The organism is Pseudomonas sp. B21-047 (assembly GCF_024748775.1).
Taxonomy (GTDB): domain Bacteria; phylum Pseudomonadota; class Gammaproteobacteria; order Pseudomonadales; family Pseudomonadaceae; genus Aquipseudomonas; species Aquipseudomonas capeferrum.
The window spans coordinates 2,436,454-2,453,823 of the sequence record NZ_CP087169.1 but is presented as its reverse complement, the minus strand read 5'-3'; the positions used below and the strand labels follow the sequence as shown (position 1 = coordinate 2,453,823).

Annotated in this window: 14 protein-coding genes; 6 read left to right on the top strand and 8 right to left on the bottom strand. The window is 63.7% G+C overall.

From position 1 onward, the window contains the following. Positions 1-16 precede the first annotated feature (16 nt). Positions 17-1,336: an NAD(P)/FAD-dependent oxidoreductase gene (locus LOY26_RS11255; RefSeq protein ID WP_258714749.1), complete on the top strand. Its 1,320-nt coding sequence runs from the start codon at positions 17-19 to the stop codon at positions 1,334-1,336. Then, positions 1,336-1,752, top strand: coding sequence for a RidA family protein (locus LOY26_RS11250; RefSeq protein ID WP_033697417.1), 417 nt, complete (start codon positions 1,336-1,338; stop codon positions 1,750-1,752). Before LOY26_RS11255 ends, LOY26_RS11250 begins: the two co-directional genes overlap by 1 nt. Here the strand turns inward: LOY26_RS11250 and LOY26_RS11245 are convergent. Genes LOY26_RS11245 through LOY26_RS11230 form a run of 4 tightly spaced genes read right to left on the bottom strand, consistent with a single transcriptional unit; the run spans position 1,743 to position 5,502 of the window. Beyond that, the gene (locus tag LOY26_RS11245; RefSeq protein ID WP_258714748.1) at positions 1,743-2,549 is read right to left on the bottom strand and encodes a sugar phosphate isomerase/epimerase; all 807 of its coding nucleotides are present in this window, start codon (positions 2,547-2,549) and stop codon (positions 1,743-1,745) included. The two genes, LOY26_RS11250 and LOY26_RS11245, sit on opposite strands and share 10 nt — an antisense overlap. Continuing rightward, entirely contained in the window at positions 2,546-3,286 is a 741-nt protein-coding gene (locus tag LOY26_RS11240; protein ID WP_033697414.1) for an SDR family NAD(P)-dependent oxidoreductase, read from the bottom strand. The genes LOY26_RS11245 and LOY26_RS11240 overlap by 4 nt, the downstream gene beginning before the upstream one ends. Then, positions 3,283-4,632: an MFS transporter gene (locus tag LOY26_RS11235; RefSeq protein WP_050506041.1), complete on the bottom strand. Its 1,350-nt coding sequence runs from the start codon at positions 4,630-4,632 to the stop codon at positions 3,283-3,285. Before LOY26_RS11235 ends, LOY26_RS11240 begins: the two co-directional genes overlap by 4 nt. Positions 4,633-4,674: 42 nt before the next feature. Next, on the bottom strand, positions 4,675-5,502 hold the full coding sequence (locus LOY26_RS11230) for an amidohydrolase (protein WP_186659563.1): 828 nt from the start codon (positions 5,500-5,502) through the stop codon (positions 4,675-4,677). A gap of 147 nt (positions 5,503-5,649) precedes the next feature. Between LOY26_RS11230 and LOY26_RS11225 the strand changes: the two genes are divergently transcribed. Beyond that, positions 5,650-6,603, top strand: coding sequence for a LysR family transcriptional regulator (locus tag LOY26_RS11225; RefSeq protein WP_186659560.1), 954 nt, complete (start codon positions 5,650-5,652; stop codon positions 6,601-6,603). A gap of 39 nt (positions 6,604-6,642) precedes the next feature. On the opposite strand, the gene pgm is transcribed toward LOY26_RS11225, so the two are convergent. Further along, a complete protein-coding gene (pgm, locus tag LOY26_RS11220) occupies positions 6,643-8,280 on the bottom strand; it encodes a phosphoglucomutase (alpha-D-glucose-1,6-bisphosphate-dependent) (RefSeq protein ID WP_186659558.1) in 1,638 nt (545 codons plus the stop codon). 113 nt (positions 8,281-8,393) lie between these two features. Between pgm and LOY26_RS11215 the strand changes: the two genes are divergently transcribed. The 3 genes from LOY26_RS11215 to LOY26_RS11205 all read left to right on the top strand — a co-directional run bounded on the left by LOY26_RS11215 (position 8,394) and on the right by LOY26_RS11205 (position 10,398). Continuing rightward, on the top strand, positions 8,394-9,041 hold the full coding sequence (locus tag LOY26_RS11215) for a DUF1345 domain-containing protein (RefSeq protein WP_186659556.1): 648 nt from the start codon (positions 8,394-8,396) through the stop codon (positions 9,039-9,041). Between the two features lie 82 nt (positions 9,042-9,123). Further along, complete coding sequence (locus tag LOY26_RS11210; RefSeq protein WP_258714747.1) at positions 9,124-9,909, top strand: RHS repeat-associated core domain-containing protein; 786 nt, start codon at positions 9,124-9,126, stop codon at positions 9,907-9,909. 228 nt (positions 9,910-10,137) lie between these two features. After that, entirely contained in the window at positions 10,138-10,398 is a 261-nt protein-coding gene (locus LOY26_RS11205; RefSeq protein WP_027593589.1) for a DUF1652 domain-containing protein, read from the top strand. Here LOY26_RS11205 and LOY26_RS11200 read toward each other — a convergent pair. The 3 genes from LOY26_RS11200 to LOY26_RS11190 form a co-directional block, all read right to left on the bottom strand. Then, a complete protein-coding gene (locus LOY26_RS11200; protein ID WP_186659552.1) occupies positions 10,395-12,482 on the bottom strand; it encodes a bifunctional diguanylate cyclase/phosphodiesterase in 2,088 nt (695 codons plus the stop codon). The two genes, LOY26_RS11205 and LOY26_RS11200, sit on opposite strands and share 4 nt — an antisense overlap. A gap of 289 nt (positions 12,483-12,771) precedes the next feature. Next, on the bottom strand, positions 12,772-14,253 hold the full coding sequence (locus LOY26_RS11195; RefSeq protein ID WP_186659550.1) for an efflux transporter outer membrane subunit: 1,482 nt from the start codon (positions 14,251-14,253) through the stop codon (positions 12,772-12,774). Continuing rightward, entirely contained in the window at positions 14,250-17,357 is a 3,108-nt protein-coding gene (locus LOY26_RS11190) for an efflux RND transporter permease subunit (protein WP_033697405.1), read from the bottom strand. Before LOY26_RS11190 ends, LOY26_RS11195 begins: the two co-directional genes overlap by 4 nt. Positions 17,358-17,370 lie beyond the last annotated feature (13 nt).

The following is a 17,370-nucleotide window of genomic DNA, read 5'->3' as shown; positions in this document are numbered from 1 at the left end:
AGAAAAGGGCTCGGACATGACTCTGAACAACATCGAAATCGACACCCTCGTCGTCGGCGCCGGCCAAGCCGGCGTGGCCATGAGTGAACACCTGAACAAGCTCGGCGTGCCGCACCTGGTACTGGAGCGCAACCGCATCGCCGAAGCCTGGCGCACCGGCCGCTGGGACTCGCTGGTCGCCAACGGCCCGGTCTGGCATGACCGCTTCCCGGGGCTCGAATTCAACCTCGATGCCGATGCATTCGCCGGCAAGGACCAGGTCGCTGACTACTTCGAACAGTACGTGCGCAAGTACAACCTGCCGGTACGTACCGGCATCGAAGTGAAGAAAGTGGTGCGCAACAGCGACCGCCCCGGCTTCACCATCGAAACCAACGAGGGCGTGATCCGCGCCAACCGCGTGGTCGCCGCCACCGGCCCGTTCCAGCGCCCGGTGATTCCGGCCATTGCGCCGCAAGACCCACGTCTGCACCAGATCCACTCCGCCGCCTATTTCAACCCCGAGCAGTTGCCCGCAGGCGCCGTGCTGGTAGTGGGTGCGGGTTCTTCGGGCGTGCAGATCGCCGAAGAACTGATGCGCGCCGGGCGCCAGGTGTACCTCTCGGTCGGCGCCCATGACCGCCCGCCACGGGCCTACCGCAACCGCGACTTCTGCTGGTGGCTGGGCGTGCTGGGCGAGTGGGACGCAGAAATCGCCAAGCCCGGCCGTGAGCACGTGACCATTGCCGTCAGCGGCGCACGCGGCGGCCACACGGTGGACTTCCGCGCCCTCGCCCACCAAGGCATGACCCTGGTCGGCCTCACTCAGTCGTTCAGCGAAGGCGTTGCCCGCTTCCAGGACAACCTGGCGGACAACATTCGCCGTGGCGACGAGAACTACCTGGCCCTGCTCGATGCCGCCGATGCCTACATCGAACGCAACGGCCTGGACTTGCCAGAAGAGCCCGCAGCTCGCGAGCGGCTGCCCGACCCAGAGTGCGTCAGCAACCCGCTGCTCGAACTCGACCTGATAAAGGCCGGCGTCAGCAGCATCATCTGGGCCACCGGCTATGGCGTGGACTTCAGCTGGTTGCAGGTCGACACCTTCGACGCCAACGGCAAGCCTCAACACCAGCGCGGCGTTGCCCGCGAACCGGGCGTGTACTTCCTTGGCCTGCCCTGGCTGTCACGCCGCGGCTCGTCGTTCATCTGGGGCGTGTGGCACGACGCCAAGCACGTCGCCGGCCACATCGCCACGCAACGGACCTACCTGGCCTACCGCGACAGCGATCAACGCGCAGCGGATGACCAGCAACAACCCACGATCAGCAACGTCAGCACCCTCGGAGCCCACTGATGCCTACCCATACCCGTATCCGCATGTTCAACACCAAGGTCACCTACCCCAACCAGACCCTGGACAACGACCTGTGCCAGGCAGTGCGCGCCGGCAACACCGTCTACGTACGCGGCCAGGTGGGCACCGACTTCGAAGGGCGACTGGTGGGCCTGGGTGACCCACGGGCACAAGCCGAACAGGCGATGAAAAACGTCAAGCAGCTGCTTGAAGAGGCAGGCTCGGACCTGTCGCACATCGTCAAGACCACCACCTACATCACCGACCCGCGCTTCCGCGAGCCGGTGTACAAGGAAGTCGGCAAGTGGCTCAAGGGCGTGTTCCCAATTTCCACCGGGCTGGTGGTGGCAGGCCTTGCCCAGGCCGAGTGGCTGATGGAGATCGACGTGATCGCCGTGGTGCCGGATCAGGCTTGAGCCACCGCCTGCGCACTCAGCCAGGCCTGCGTTACCCGCGCAGCCGCCGTTAGCCGCTGTGCCCCGTGCAACTGGGCTGACGGCACTTCCACGCTGAGGCTGACGCCTTTGGGCAAGGCTGCGAGCAACTGCACCAACGGCAGTTGCCCTTCGCCCGGCAACTGCCGGCCCTGGCGCGCTTCCTGGATGATGCCGCTCTCGGGTGGCGCCTGCAGGGGCGCATCGCATAACTGCACGGCCTGCAAGTAATGCGGGTCAATGTGGGCAAGGTCCGCCACCTGCCCCCCCGCGCGAAACAAGTGCAGGGCATCGACCAGCACACCGCTGTTGCCTTGCCCCGCCCCTGCCACCACGCTGTAGGCCTGCTGCACGGTCGCCACCGGCCGCCAGCGCATGAACTCAAGGTCCACGCGCAGGCCATAACCCCGCGCCAGCACGCACAAGGCCGCGAAGTGCCCGGTCAGACGCGCGAAATCGGCGTCATCCCCCGACACCGTCAAGCTCACCGCCCCCAGCTCTGCACCTGCCGCCAGCAACGGCTCGTAATCGGCGACCACCACCTCGGGCGTCAATGACACGAACTCGATGTCAGCGACCCGCACGCCCTCGCCCGCCATCACCGCCTTGAGCTCACGCAGCGCCTGGCTACCCGCCGCTTCCGGGTAAGCCAGTGCACCCGGCAGCACCGGGTGCAAGCGCAGCCCCACCGAACTGAAGCCGGCACGGCGCGCCTCGCGCACCAGCACCGCAGGCGCCAGGTCCAGCGCCGTCAGGTGAGCGACGCCGAGGCCACTCAATAGGTCGCCCTCCCGCCGCTGAGGTCGAACACGAAGCCGGTGGTGAAACTGCACTCGGGCCCGGCGATCCAGCTCACCATGTTGGCGATTTCCTCTACCTTCAGGAACCGCCCCATGGGGATCTTGGCCTTGCTCGCGGCAATGTGCTCCGGGGTCATCTCGGCCATCAGCGGTGTTTCGACCATGGCCGGCGCCACGCAGTTGAGCAACACGCCATCCTGCGCCAGCTCCTTGGCCGCGGCCTTGGTGAAGGCGATCACCCCTGCCTTGGCTGCCGAGTACGCCGAGATGTATTGCACGCCATCCTTGCCGGCCATCGAGGCGACATTGACGATGCGCCCGTAGCCGCGCTCACGCATGTGCGGGATGGCGGTGCGGCAGCAATAGAACACGCCGTTCAGGTCAATGGCGATGACCTTGTCCCAGGCCGCTGGCGGGTATTCCCAGGCGGGCACCACCGGGCCATTGATACCGGCGTTGTTGACCAGGATCTCGACCTGCCCGACCTGCGCCAGCACATGGGCGAAGGCCGCCTCTACCGAAGCCAGAGACGACACATCGACCGACTGACGCAGCACAGGCTCGAAACCCTGCTCGGCCGCGTCCCAGCCATCGACCGCGAGGTCCCAGATCACCACCTGGGCGCCGGCAGCGTGCAACCGCTGCGCAATGCCCAGGCCGATGCCACGCATGCCGCCGGTGACGATTGCAGTCTGCCCTTGCAGGTATTGGCTCATTGCTTTGCTCCATTATCGAGAGAGGGAACGTCTGGCAGGCGACGCAGGTCGCTCACCATGAACAGGTAACACAGCGCACCCAGGACGGTGATCGACGACACGAAGACCAGGGCCCAGACAAACGAGCCGGTCATTGACACGATGATGCCGATGGTCAATGGGGTGACGATGCCCGCCGCGTTGGCGAACAGGTTGAACAGGCCGCCACTCAAACCCAGCAGGCCTTTAGGCGCGATATCGGAGACGATCATCCAGGCCAGCGCCGACATGCCCTGGGCAAAGTAGGCGATGCAGAGAATGGCGATCACCAGCGCGTCGGATTCGACATAGTTGGCCAACACAATGACCGAGGCCGTGAGCAGGCCGGCAATCACCGGCAGCTTGCGCGCCACGTTCAGCGAGTAGCCACGGCGCAGCAAGGCGTCGGACAACCAGCCGCCGACCAGGGTCCCCAGCGACGCGGCGATGAAAGGCAGGACTGCGACCCAGCCGACCTTCAGCCACGGCATGTGCCGCTCGGTCACCAGGTACGTCGGAAACCAGGTCAGGAAGAACACGTTGGTCGAGTTGCAGGCAAACTGCCCCAGGCAGATACCCAGCATGTTGCGGTGCTTGAGCAACGCCGGGATCTGCGACCAGCGGAACACCGTGGCTTTCTGGCCACCGTCGACCACGCCGCCGCCGGCGGCGATGTAGTCGAGTTCGGCCTGGTTAGCCGTGGTGGACTGGTGCGGTTCATGGTATTTGCGCCACCAGACCAGGCCATACAGGATGCCCATCAGCCCGACCGCCATCAGCAGAAAACGCCAGCCGTAGGCATGCAGCACCCAGAACAGCAGCGGCGTTAAAAAGGCCAGCCCGGTGTACTCGGCGAAGGTGTAGATACCGGTCGCCCTGGCCCGTTCACTCTGCGGGAACCAGGTCGCCACTACGCGACTGTTGGTGGGGAAGCACGGTGCTTCGGTCACCCCCACCAGAAAACGCATGCCCAACAGCGACAGAAAGCCCTGGGCCAACCCCTGCAAGCCGGTGAACAGCGACCACAGCGTCAAGGCCAGCCAGTAGGTAAACTTGGTACCCAGCCGGTCGATGAGGATCCCGCCCGGGATCTGCGCCGCCGCGTAGGTCCAGGAAAACGCCGAAAAAATCACCCCCATCATCGCCGCATTCAGGCCCAGGTCGGCACTGATACTGGGCGCCGCTATGCCCATCACGCTGCGGTCGAGGTAGTTGATCATGGTGCCGCCAGATATCAGCGCCAGGATCATGAAGCGCGTGCGGGTGCGTTGTTGCAGGCGTGCTGGGGTGTCGAACACCCCCAAGCCGATGTTCTGCTCAGTGTTCATGACGGTTGCTCTCTTGTTATTGGAATGGCAAAGGGCGCTGCGTCAGGCGAACCCGAACAGACGTCGCGGCGTGCCCCACATGACCTTGCGGCGCAGTTGCGCGTCCGGCATCAGGCGCTCGGCCAGTTTCAGCAAGGGCCCGTAGTCCACCCGCGCGCGCTGGCGAATGAACGGCCAGTCGGAGCCCCACACACAAGCATCCGGGCCAAAGGCCTCGATCAGGGCATGGACGTAGGCACTGCTCTGCGCCAGCAGTGCATCGGCCGCGGCAAACTTCTGCATACCGGACAGCTTGACGCTGGCCCGGCCGCTGCCAGCCAACTGCAGCAAGGCCTGGAAGCCCGGCTGCTGGACGCCGGCGCATACGTCTGGTCGGCCGCAGTGGTCGATCAACAGGCGTGCCGAGGTACGCTGCAGCAGCCCGCGCAACGCCAGCAACTGGTCTTCGCAGACCTGCACCTGGGCAAACAGGTCGAGTTCGGCGAGCTTGCCGAACAGCCCGTCGACCGCGTCGAGGCTCGCCACACCGTACAGCGCCGGGTTGAAAGCCACCCCGACCACCCCTTGGGCCCGCAGCGCGGCCAGCGCATCGAGGGTGATGCCAGGGTCGACCACCGCCACGCCCTTGAAACGCCCCTGCCCCACGGCCAGGGCGTGCAACAGGCAACGGTTGTCGGTGTGGTAGCCGCTGTTGGGGCCTACCAGCAAGGCATGCTGCACACCGTAGGCTTCCATCACCCGGTTGAACTGCTCGAGGGTGGCGACCTCCTGCCCGGAAGGTGCATAGGGCGCGTCGGGGTGATAGGCAAAGCGGGCGGGGTCAAACAGATGGTTATGGCAATCGATCTTGGGTTCGTCAAAGATGTTCACGCAGCACTCCCCTCAAGCGCCGCTGCGCTTGCCTGCAGATCTTGTTATGGTGCGCCGCAAAGGCGGCTCGACTCGGTTCAAGATACTGCGAGCCCAGCGGAAGCGCTCATACCCAGATGGCGAATACCATAACCAAAGGTAATGCTCATGCCCCTCGACAACGAAGGCCCGGAAACCCGCGCGCTGGTGTTCAAACTGCGGCACATGGAAGTGTTTCGTGCGGTGATGCTGACCGGGTCGATCAGCGCGGCGGCGAAAATGCTTTATGTGTCGCAGCCGGCGGTGAGCAAGTTGATCCAGTACATCGAGGGGCGCCTGGCGTACCGGTTGTTCGAGCGCATCAACAACCGCCTGGTGCCTACCCACGAGGCGCAGATTCTCTTTCGCGAAGTCGAGCGGGTGTATCAGGCGGCGCTGGAGGTCAATGAATGTGCGTTGTCACTGGCCAGTGGCGGCCATCGCAACCTGCGCATCTCGTGCAGCGCATCACTGTCGACCGTGGTCATCCCGATTGCGCTGGCCCAGCTCAAGCGCGAGTCGCCCTCGCTGAACATCGAGTGGCAAACCTCGCTGATGGGTGAAATGCCGAACCAGATCCTGTCGAAGAAGGTCGACCTGTCGATTGCCGCCTTGCCGGTGATCCACGATCACCTGCATTCACGGGCGTTCATGCGTGGCCGCATGGTGGTGGTGATGCCGCCGGAGCACGCCCTGGCGCGGCAGGCATCCCTGACCCTGGAGCAACTGCAAGGCCATGACTTGCTGTTGTTCAGGCCCGACATGCCGTTTGGCAAACTGCTGGCCGAACACATCCACCAGCGCGGCCTGCAGCTGCAATCATTGTTGTCGTTCACCAATGCCAACGAAGCCGTGGCCCTGGTCAAGCAAGGCATGGGGCTTACCCTGATCGACGAGTTCGTGGCGCAGGACAGCGGCTTGGCGGTGGTGCCACTGGCCGAAGAAATCCACTTCGACATCAGCTTTGTCTATTCGCGCTTCGAACCGCCCTCGCACTCGGCGCTGCACCTGATGCAGGTGCTGCATGCGCAGGCGTTGAAGCTTGGGCGTGGGGTTGCCGGGTTCGAGCTGCCTACCGCCTGAGGCAGAGAAGCGGCCCAGCAAGGCCGCCTCTGCAGGGAATCAGGCGATGGCGGCGTCCACCAACACCTGCGCTTCCTGCACCAGGCGCTGCAGGTGCGCCTCGTCGATGAAGCTCTCGGCGTAGATCTTGTAGATGTCCTCGGTGCCCGACGGCCGCGCGGCAAACCAGCCGTTGGCGGTCATCACCTTCAACCCGCCAATCGCCTGGCCGTTGCCTGGCGCATGGCTGAGGATCTGCACGATCGGCTCACCGGCCAGTTCGGTCGACTTGACCTGTTCGGGTGCCAGCTTGCTCAGCAACGCCTTCTGCCGTACATCGGCCTTGGCCTCGACACGCGTAGCAAACGGCTTGCCCAGTGCCGCCGTCAGGTCCGCATAGGCCTGGCTCGGATTGCGCCCGGTTCGTGCGGTCATCTCTGCGGCCAGCAAGGCCGGAATCAACCCGTCCTTGTCAGTGGCCCAGACCGAGCCATCGCGGCGCAGGAACGACGCCCCCGCGCTTTCCTCGCCACCAAAACCCAACGAACCATCGAACAGGCCCTGGGCAAAGAACTTGAAGCCCACCGGCACCTCATACAGTTCGCGGCCCAGGCGCTCGGTGACGCGGTCGATCAGGCCGCTGGACACAACGGTCTTGCCCACTGCCGCGTCGCTGCGCCACTGCGGGCGGTGACGGAACAGGTAGTCGATGGCCACAGCCAGGTAGTTGTTCGGCTGCAACAGGCCATCCGGGGTGACGATGCCATGGCGGTCGTGGTCCGGGTCGCAGGCAAACGCCACGTCGAAGCGCTCGCGCAGGCCAATCAGGCCCTGCATGGCGTGGGGCGAGGATGGGTCCATGCGGATCTGGCCGTCCCAGTCGACGGTCATGAAGCGGAAGGTCGGGTCGACCTCGGTGTTGACCACTTCCAGGTTGAGCTTGTAATGCTCGGCGATCGCCGCCCAGTAATGCACCCCGGCCCCACCCAACGGGTCAACACCCAGGCGCAGGTTGGCGCTGCGAATCACATCGAAGTCGATGACATTGCCCAGGTCTGCCACGTAGTGGCTCACGTAGTCGTGGCGATGGGTGGTGGCCGCTTGCAAGGCCTGGGCATGGTCCATGCGCTTGACGCCCGCCAGGTTCGCCGCCAGCAGTTCGTTGGCCTTGGCCTCGACCCACTTGGTCACGTCGCTGTCGGCCGGGCCTCCATTGGGCGGGTTGTACTTGAAGCCCCCGCTTTGCGGCGGGTTGTGCGACGGCGTGATGACGATGCCGTCGGCAAGGCCTTGTTCGCGGCCACGGTTGTAGCAAAGGATGGCGTGGGACACCGCCGGGGTCGGCGTGTACTCGTCGTCTTTGGACAACATCACCTGCACGCCGTTGGCCGCCAGCACTTCCAGCGCACTGGCCGAGGCCGGTGCCGACAGCGCGTGGGTGTCGGCGCCGATGAACAGCGGGCCGTCGATGCCCTTCTCCTGGCGGTACAGGCAGATGGCCTGGGTGATGGCCAGCACGTGGTACTCGTTGAAACTCAACTCGAAGGAAGTACCTCGGTGCCCCGAGGTGCCGAAGGCCACCCGCTGGGCCGCCACCGCCGCGTCGGGGCGGCCGGTGTAGTAAGCGGTGAGCAGTCGGGGAATATCGACCAGCACGCTGGCCGGAGCCAGCTTGCCTGCCAAAGGACTGAGCGTCATGCAGAAACCTCGAGTTCAACGGATGTTGGTGTTGGAGCCTGCAGTGTACTGAGAGTTGCAATGCCGCGCGATGGTCTAGAGTATTTGCCATCACTCCCCGGCAACGAGGCCCCATGGCTGTCCACCGCCTGACCCGCACTCACCCCCGCCTCACGCTCGCCGCCCTGGTCGGCATCATCGGCGCCTGGCTGGTCCCGGCAGGTGACACCGTCCAGCACATCCTCGTCGGCTGGAACCTCGGTGTCTGGCTTTACCTGCTGCTGGTGCTGTGGCTGACCTGGAACGCCAACCCGGATAAAGTCCGCAAGGTCGCCCAGATCGAGGACGAAAACGCCGGGCTGGTTCTGTTTACCGTGTGCATCGCCGCCATCGCCAGCCTGGCCGCGATCACCCTGCAACTGGTCTCCAGCCGCGGCCTGCAAGGCAATGCGCTGACCCTGCACTACCTCTACACCGGCTTGACCGTGGCCGGCTCCTGGCTGCTGATCGGCTGCATTTTCAGCCTGCACTACGCCCGGCTGTTCTATAACGGGCAAAACCACGAACCCCCACTGCGCTTCGCCGATGGCGAACGCAACCCCGATTACTGGGACTTCCATTACTTCTCGTTCACCATCAGCGTGGCGGTGCAAACGTCCGATGTCGGCGTCGCCGGGCGTGGGCTGCGGCGGGTGGTGCTGGCGCACTCCGTGGTCGGCTTCGTGTTCAACACGGCGATTCTGGGGTTCACCATCAATATTGCGGCGGGCCTGCTGGGTTAATTACCCTGACAGTTCTGCCAGTAGACGGCCCGTCAACAGGCAGAAAGAATAAGGAATTCGTTATCCGCTGCAGGTCGAAACCATGACTATTTTTGCCCAACCTCCAACGTCTACGCGATTCTTCTACGAGGCAAATCGCTTATGCAGTATCAAGGGTGCCTCATCCGAGCGTATCCTGCGGGCTCAGGGAATCGGGATCGGGCAAAAATCTGATACCACGAATGTGCAGCTTTACCAGTTAGACGACGCACGCTCCATTATAGGAAGCGCTTCAACACGCTCGGCATTTCCCTACACACCTTATGGTGGCGGGAGCTCGGATGAACCCTTGCTTTCGTCATCTTTCGTCGGCCAACGCTTCGACACTGCTTCTGGCGGTTATCCGTTGGGCAATGGACTGCGTCTCTATAAACCCGGCATTTTCCGGTTCGCCTCATCGGACGCGCTGTCTCCCTTTGGAAAAGGGGGATCTAATTCATACAGCTATTGCCAAGGCGATCCAGTCAATCGACATGATCCAAGCGGTCAGTTTTGGATAGTTCGATACCTACTCCGTGCTACCCGCGGGTTAATTCGCACTGCCACTCATGTCATTACGGAGACTTCGCACCATGCGGCTGACCAGATAGCGCCAGGCTTAAGGGTACTCCGCGACGTGATAATGGCTGCCGCGTCTGTCCCAACCGAGCAGTCGATGAGGGCCAGGACATTGATTCTACGGGAACAGCCCACCCTTCAGCCGCCATTAGAAATTGCATCTCAATTCAACCGTCCACGCGTATCAGATGCCATCGGCGGACTGCCCCATATTCAATCGAGCGTCAGAAATGGCACGCCGCACCATTCGTCTGAAATTACTACGTACTGATTGTGCAGAATAACGTTGTATCCGCGCGCTGTTGCCCAAGGAAAACGTTTGCCAAGACGTCATTAGCCCAGTGCGGTCCATGAAAAGGATGTGACCACGGTCATGCATTGGCACATTAACCCTATCTGCAGCCGGGAATTCCCCATGGCAGGTGCTATGGTTACATTCCCGGCGGCCGTGCCTGCGGCCACCCGCTCACCGCGTCCAGGTAAGGACAAGGAGGCTGGCATGAACAAGATGACGTTCCCAAACGCCTGCCAGGTGATGCGCTGGCATTTCCACCCGTTGGGCTTCGAGGCCAGCATGGATGCGCCGCGCAGCATGATCGCGCGCCTGTTCGACCGCGCCACCGGGGAAACCCTGCTGGCCATCGCCGGCATCCCTTGCGCCGCCATCATGGCCGCAGCGGATGTCGAGCGCATCATCGAAGCGGTCGAGGCCGAAATGGACGCCTTCGTACCGGTCTTCGCCTTGCGCGACGCAGGCTAAACCGGCACCTCGGGTTCCTGGCGCAGCGACTGCAAATTGCCCATGAACTGCTCTGCCGGCACCGGCTGGCCCAGCAGATAACCTTGCAGCGAATCGCACCCCAGGCGGGTGAGGAAGTCTTGCTGTTTGTCGGTCTCTACCCCTTCGGCAACGATGCGCAAACCCAGTGCCTGGCCCAGGGCAACGATTGCAGAGACAATCGCGGCGTCATCGCTGTCCTGCTCCAGGTCACGCACGAAACCGCGGTCGATCTTCAGTTCGTTAGCCGGCAGGCGCTTGAGGTACATGAGGCTGGAGTAACCAGTGCCAAAGTCATCGATTGACAAGTCCACGCCCATGTCGGACAGGCGTTGCAGCACCGTCAGGCTGGCATCGGCGTCGTGCATGGCGGTGGTTTCGGTGATTTCCAGGGTCAGGCAGTTGGCCGGCAGGCCATTCTCGCTCAAAGCCCGGGCCACGCTTTCGACCAGCCCAGCGTGGCAGAACTGGATGGCCGAAAGGTTGACCGCCATGCGCCAGCCCAGGTGCCCTTGGTCCAGCCACTGGCGCATCTGCCGGCAGGCTTCGTCGAGCACCCATTCGCCAATGGGGATGATCAGGCCGGTCTTTTCCGCCAGGCCGATGAACCGATCAGGCAGCAACAACCCCTGCTGCGGGTGCTCCCAGCGCAGCAGGGCTTCGGCACCGATCGGCTGGCAGGCCTGGGCATCGAACTTGGGCTGGTAATGCAGGCGGAACTGGCCCTGCTCCAGCGCCTGGCGCAGGTCCTGCAGCAACTGCAGTTGCTGCCGGGCGTTGCTGTTCATCGACACGTCGAAGAAGCTGTAGCCATTCTTACCTGCGCTTTTGGCGTGGTACATCGCGGCATCGGCATTGCGCAGCAACTCGTGCTGGTCCAGGCCATTGCCGGGGTACAAGACGATGCCCAGGCTGGCCGTGAGTTGCAGATCATGCTCGGCGACACGGAACGGCCGCGACACCAGGTTGACCTGTTTGACCGCCACGTCCATGGCATCGTTTGGCTCCTGCAATTCCACCAGCAGCACGAACTCGTCGCCGCCAATGCGCGCCAAGGTGTCCTGGCTGTGCAAGTGGCCACGCAAACGTGCGGCCACGGCCTTGAGCAACAAGTCGCCGACATGATGACCAAAGGCATCGTTGACCGGTTTGAAGCCATCCAGGTCGATGAACATCAAGGCAAAGCACCCGCCCTGCTCCGCCACCTTGCCGATGGCCTGCTCGATGCGGTCGGCCAGCAGGGTACGGTTGGGCAGGTCGGTGAGCGTGTCGTGCAGGGCCAGCTGGGTCAGCTCCTGGTTGGCCAGGGTCAGCGAGCGGGCAAGCTCAGCGGTGCGCGCTTCCAGGCGCGCGTCCAGCACCGAGGTCAGCAACGCCACCGCCAATACCGCCAGGGTGGTGATCAGCACCAGGTAGACCAGCCCGTCGCCTTGCAGCCCGCCGCCCAGCGCACCACAGAAGCTACCCGTAGGGAAATTGGCCGCCGCCATGCCGGTGTAGTGCATGCCCACTATGGCAACCCCCATGATCACGGCCGCCAGGCCCCGGATCTGGCGCACGTAAGGGGTGTGCCTGCGCAAGCGAAACGCGATCCACAGCGCCGCCGCCGAGGCGCCAACGGCGATCAACAGCGAAGCGCCGAACAGCGTTGGGTCATAGTCGATGCCCGGTAGCATGCGCAGCGCGGCCATACCGGTGTAGTGCATGCAACTGATGCCTGCCCCCATGATCAACGCACCGAAGCCCAGTTGCAGCCAGGGCAGGCTTGGCTGGCTCACCAGCCACAAAGCAAAGCCTGACGACAGCACAGCGATCAACAGCGAAAACGCCGTGAGCCCTAGGTCGTAGCCCAGGTCGATGGGCAGGCTGAACGCGAGCATACCGATGAAGTGCATCGACCACACGCCGATGCCCATGGCCAGCGCGCCGCCCCCCATCCACAGGTGCACAGCCCTGCCTTTGGCCGTGGCAATACGGCCGGTCAGGTCAAGGGCGGTATAGGACGCCAGGATCGCCACGCACAGCGAAATCAACACCAACGAAGAGGAGTAGCTGCCTGTGAGCATTGGGAGTTCCAGCGACAGGCCAGGGGGCCCGGAAAAAGCTGACGATTGTACTCAAGCTTTGGCGAAACGCACGGGGTTTTTGCGAATGGGAATGGATCCAACATCCCCTTCTTAGGCCCTGCCCAGGCGCGGCCTGTGGGTGCGGGCTTGCCCCGCGAAGCAGGCACCGCAGAGAATGGCACGGGCTTCGCCCGTATTCGCGGGGCAAGCCCGCTCCTAATGGGTCATGCGTGTTTTCTGAGTTTCGAGCAAGACAGGTGCTCACACAGCCCTAGGGCTGGGCGAGTTCCTACTCGGCAAACGCCTGCTCGGCATCCCAACCGCCGCCCAGCGCAGCAATCAGCTGCACACTCGCCACCAACCGCCCTTGCAGTAGGTTCAGCACACTGCGCTCGTTACTCAACGCCGTGGTCTGCACGTTCACCACATCCAGGTAGCCGATCAACCCCGCGCGGTACTGATTCTCCGTCAGTCGAAGCGACTCACGCGCCGCGTCCAATGCCTCCTGGCGTACCACCGCTTCATCGCCGTATACCTTCAGCTGCACCAGGTAGTTTTCCACTTCCTTGAAGCCATCGAGCACGGTCTGGCGATACTGCGCTACGGTCTGGTCATACACCGCCACGGTACGGTCCACCTCGGCGCTGCGCTTGCCCGCATCGAACAGGGTCATGGCCAGCGAAGGCCCTACCGACCAGTACCGGTTCGGCAGTTCGATCCAATTGCTGAAGCTGCTGCTGGAATAGCCCCCACTCAGGCTCAGGCTCAGGTCGGGGAAGTAGGCAGCCCGCGATACGCCGATATTGGCGTTGGCGGCCATCACGTTGCGCTCGGCCGAGGCAATGTCCGGGCGGCGCTCGAGCAATTGCGAGGGCAATGTCACGGGGATGTCCGGCAGCGCCGGGATGCTCTTGCTGTCGGCCAATGCAAAGTTAGCCGGGGCCTTGCCCAGCAACACGGCAATGGCATTCTCGAACTGCGCACGCTGCCAGATCAGGTCGATCAGGTCCGCCTGGGTGCTTTTCAGCTGGGTCCGCGCCTGCGCCACCGCATCCGGCCCGGACACACCGGCGCGGTACTGGTTTTCGGTCATGCGCAGCGAGCGCTCGTAGGTGGCCACGGTCGCTTCCAGCAGGCGCTTCTGCTCATCGATCACACGCAACTGCAGGTAGTTCTGCACCAGCTCCGACTGCTGGCTCAGGCGGATCGAGGCAAGGTCGGCAAAGCTGGCTTCGGCACTGGCTTCGTTGGCGTTCAAGGTTTCACGCAGCTTGCCCCACAGGTCGATCTCCCAGCTCACGCCGAGCTGCGTGTTGTAGGTGTTGCGAATGCCGCTGCTGTTGTTCGACAGGCTGGAGCTGGAGCTGCCAGTGCCTTGAGCCGAACGGTTCTTGCTGGCGCTCAGGTCCAGGCTCGGGAACAGTGCGGCGCGGCTGCTGCGCACCAGCGCCTGGGCCTGGCGGTACTGGGCTTCGGACTGCGCGACGGTCTGGTTGCTGCGGTTGAGCTCTTCGACCAAGGCATTGAGCCCGGCATCGCCATAGACCTCCCACCAGGCGCCACGGGCAATGGCGTCCGACGGCTTGGCCTGGCTCCAGCCCTCGGCCTGCTTGTACTGCGCCGGGGTGCTCAGCTCGGGGCGGTGGTAGTCCGGGCTCAGGGTACAGGCACTGAGCAGCGCCACACACAGGCTGGCGCCGAGCAGGCGCGAGCCACGCCCCAGGGTCAACGACTGCAGGGTACGGTGAAGGGGTGTCTGGGCAAAGTTCATAGCGGGGTATCCAGAGCGGCGTCGGTGCGCACGCCGCGCCAATGGTTGAAACGGTGACGCAGGCGGTCGAGGTACAGATAGACCACCGGTGTCGTATAAAGGGTGAGGATCTGGCTGAAGACCAGGCCGCCGATGATGGTCAAACCCAGCGGCTGGCGCATTTCCGCGCCTTCGGCACGGCTGACCAGCAGCGGCAAGGCGCCAAGGATGGCCGCCAGGGTGGTCATCAGAATCGGCCGCAAGCGCAACAGGCAAGCGCGGCGGATGGACTCTTCCGGCGACAGGCCCTGGTGGCGCTCCAGTTGCAGCGCCAGGTCGATCATCAAGATCGCGTTCTTCTTCACCACGCCAATCAGCAGGAACAGGCCCAGCAGCGAGATGAGGCTGAACTCGCCGCCGGTGACATACAGCGCCAGCAAGGCACCGACGCCCGCCGAGGGCAGTGTCGAGAGAATGGTCAGCGGGTGAATGTAGCTTTCATAAAGAATGCCCAGCACCAGGTACACCAGCACCAGCGCGCCGAGGATCATGAAGGGCTGGCCTTCCTGGGTCTTGGCGAAAGCGTCGGCGGTGCCGCCGAGCTTGGCGATGACTTCTTCGGGCAGGCCCAGCTTGGCCACCGCCCGCTCCACTGCAGCCATGGCCTGGTCGGGGCTGTAGCCTTCGGCAACGTCGAAGGCAATGTCTTCGGAGGCAAACTGGCCCTCGTGGCTGACCCGGTCATTGGCCAGGCTGTTCTCGTAGTGGGCAATGGTCGACAACGGCACCCGGGCGCCATCATTGGTGATCACCTGCACCTGCTCCAGGGTACTCGGGTCCCAGGCGTATTTCGGGTTGATCTCCAGCACTACCTGGTACTGGTTGAGGCTGTCGTAGATGGTCGAGATCTGCCGCTGGCTGTAGGCGTTGTTGAGCACCGTGGTGACCATGTCCATGTCGATGCCCAGGCGCTTGGCCTGGTCACGATCGACCACCAGGGTTACCTGCTGGGTGCCGGCGCCGTCACGGGCGTCGATGGCGGTCAACTCGGGCAAGGCACGCACCGCCGCGACCACTTTCGGGAACCACTCGCGCAGGGCTGCCAGGTCGCCGCTCTGCAGGGTATAGAGGTACTGCGACGAAGTCTGGTCACGCCCGCCGCCACCCAGTTGCAAGTCCTGGTCGGCCATCAGGAACAGGCGCCCGCCGGGCACCTTGGGCATCTCTTTACGCAAGCGCTCGATAACCTTCTGGGCATCGATCTTGCGCTCGTTGATCGGTTTCAGGCGCACCAGCACCATGGCATTGTTGGTACCACTGTTGCCGCCGATAAAGCCCGCCACGCTCTGCACCGCAGGGTCGGCGAGCAAGGCGCGGCGGTAGATTTCCATCTTCGGCTGCATCACGCTGAACGACAGGCCATCGTCACCTCGGATAAAGCCCATCAACTGGCCGGTGTCCTGCTGCGGCATCAGTGTCTTGGGCACCACCACGTACAGGGCAATGTTGATGCCGATAGTGGCCAACAGGCTGAGCAGGGTCAGGCGCTTGTGGCGCAGCGCCCAGCCAAGGCTGCGGTCATAGCCATTGACCATGCGCTGGTGCAGCTTGTCGCTCCAGCGCTGCACGCGCGTCTGCTGCGCCTGGTGCGGCTTGAGCCAGCGCGCGCAGAGCATCGGTGTCAGGGTCAGCGAGACCACCAGCGAGACGATGATCGCCGCCGCCAACGTGATCGAAAACTCCTGGAACAGGCTGCGCACGATGCCGCCCATGAACAGGATCGAGACGAATACCGCCACCAGCGACACGTTCATCGACAACAGCGTGAAGCCCACTTCCTTGGCACCCAGGAACGCCGCACGCATCGGCGGCTGGCCATCCTCGATGTGCCGGGAGATGTTCTCCAGCACCACGATGGCATCGTCCACCACCAGGCCGGTGGCCAAAATCAGCGCCATCAGCGACAGGTTGTTGAGGGAGAAACCGCACAGGTACATGACGGCAAAGGTGCCCACCAGCGACACCGGTACCGCCAGGCTCGGGATCAACGAGGCACGCAGGCTGCCAAGGAACAGGTAGACCACCAGAATCACCAGGCCTACCGCGATCAACAGGGTGTGCTCGGCCTCCTTGAGGGTCGCCTTGATCACCGGCGAGCGGTCCATGGCCACGTTCAGCTGGACGCTGGCCGGCAGTAGCGACTGCAACGCTGGCAACTGCGCCTTGATCTGGTCGACCGTTTCGATGATGTTGGCCCCGGTCTGGCGGTTGACCACCAGCAGCACCGCGCTCTGGTCGTTGAAGAAGCCGCTGTTGTAGCGGTTCTCGACGCTGTCGGTGATGGTCGCCACGTCGGACAGACGCAGAATGGTGCCGTTCTGCTGGCGGATCACCACCGGCTCGTAGTCCTTGGCCGTTTCCAGCTGGTCGTTAGCCCGCACCTCCCAGCTACGCTCGGCATCCTCGACGAAGCCCATGGGCCGGCGCTGGTTGGCGTTGGCCACGGCGGTGCGCACCTCGTCCAGCGACACGCCGTACTGGTTGAGCAACTGCGGCTCCACCGAAATGCGCACGGCCGGCAGCGAACTGCCGCCGATCTGCACCTCCCCTACCCCGGATACCTGGGCCAGGCTCTGCGACAGGATGGTGTCTGCCAAATCGTACAGCTGGCCCTTCTGCAGCACATCGGAGGTCAGCGACAGCACCATGATCGGTGCCTGCGACGGGTTGATCTTCTTGTACGTGGGCATGCTGCGCATGCCGCTGGGCAGCAGGTTGCGGGTGGCATTGATGGCCGCCTGCACCTCACGCGCCGCGCCGTCGATGTCACGGCCCATTTCAAAGCCGATGATCACCCGCGTCGAGCCCTGGTTGGAGCTGCTGGTCAGCGTGGTAACGCCGGCGATACTGCCCAGCTTGCGTTCCAGCGGCGTGGCCACGGTGGCGGCCATGACTTCAGGGCTGGCACCGGACAGGTTGGCCTGCACCACGATCACCGGGAAGTCCATCTGCGGCAGCGGCGCAACCGGCAGCAGGCCGAAGCTGACCCCACCCAGCAGCATGATCGCCAGGCTCAGCAGCATGGTCGCTACCGGGCGCCGGATGAAAGGACCGGACAGGTTCATTTGTAGCTCCAAG

Bases quoted from the DNA above. Each gene is read 5' to 3' on its own strand.
- LOY26_RS11255 (WP_258714749.1), top strand. From the start codon at position 17: ATGACTCTGAACAACATCGAAATCGACACCCTCGTCGTCGGCGCCGGC.
- LOY26_RS11250 (WP_033697417.1), top strand. From the start codon at position 1,336: ATGCCTACCCATACCCGTATCCGCATGTTCAACACCAAGGTCACCTAC.
- LOY26_RS11240 (WP_033697414.1), bottom strand. From the start codon at position 3,286: ATGAGCCAATACCTGCAAGGGCAGACTGCAATCGTCACCGGCGGCATG.
- LOY26_RS11235 (WP_050506041.1), bottom strand. From the start codon at position 4,632: ATGAACACTGAGCAGAACATCGGCTTGGGGGTGTTCGACACCCCAGCA.
- LOY26_RS11225 (WP_186659560.1), top strand. From the start codon at position 5,650: ATGCCCCTCGACAACGAAGGCCCGGAAACCCGCGCGCTGGTGTTCAAA.
- pgm (WP_186659558.1), bottom strand. From the start codon at position 8,280: ATGACGCTCAGTCCTTTGGCAGGCAAGCTGGCTCCGGCCAGCGTGCTG.
- LOY26_RS11215 (WP_186659556.1), top strand. From the start codon at position 8,394: ATGGCTGTCCACCGCCTGACCCGCACTCACCCCCGCCTCACGCTCGCC.
- LOY26_RS11210 (WP_258714747.1), top strand. From the start codon at position 9,124: ATGACTATTTTTGCCCAACCTCCAACGTCTACGCGATTCTTCTACGAG.
- LOY26_RS11205 (WP_027593589.1), top strand. From the start codon at position 10,138: ATGAACAAGATGACGTTCCCAAACGCCTGCCAGGTGATGCGCTGGCAT.
- LOY26_RS11200 (WP_186659552.1), bottom strand. From the start codon at position 12,482: ATGCTCACAGGCAGCTACTCCTCTTCGTTGGTGTTGATTTCGCTGTGC.
- LOY26_RS11195 (WP_186659550.1), bottom strand. From the start codon at position 14,253: ATGAACTTTGCCCAGACACCCCTTCACCGTACCCTGCAGTCGTTGACC.
- LOY26_RS11190 (WP_033697405.1), bottom strand. From the start codon at position 17,357: ATGAACCTGTCCGGTCCTTTCATCCGGCGCCCGGTAGCGACCATGCTG.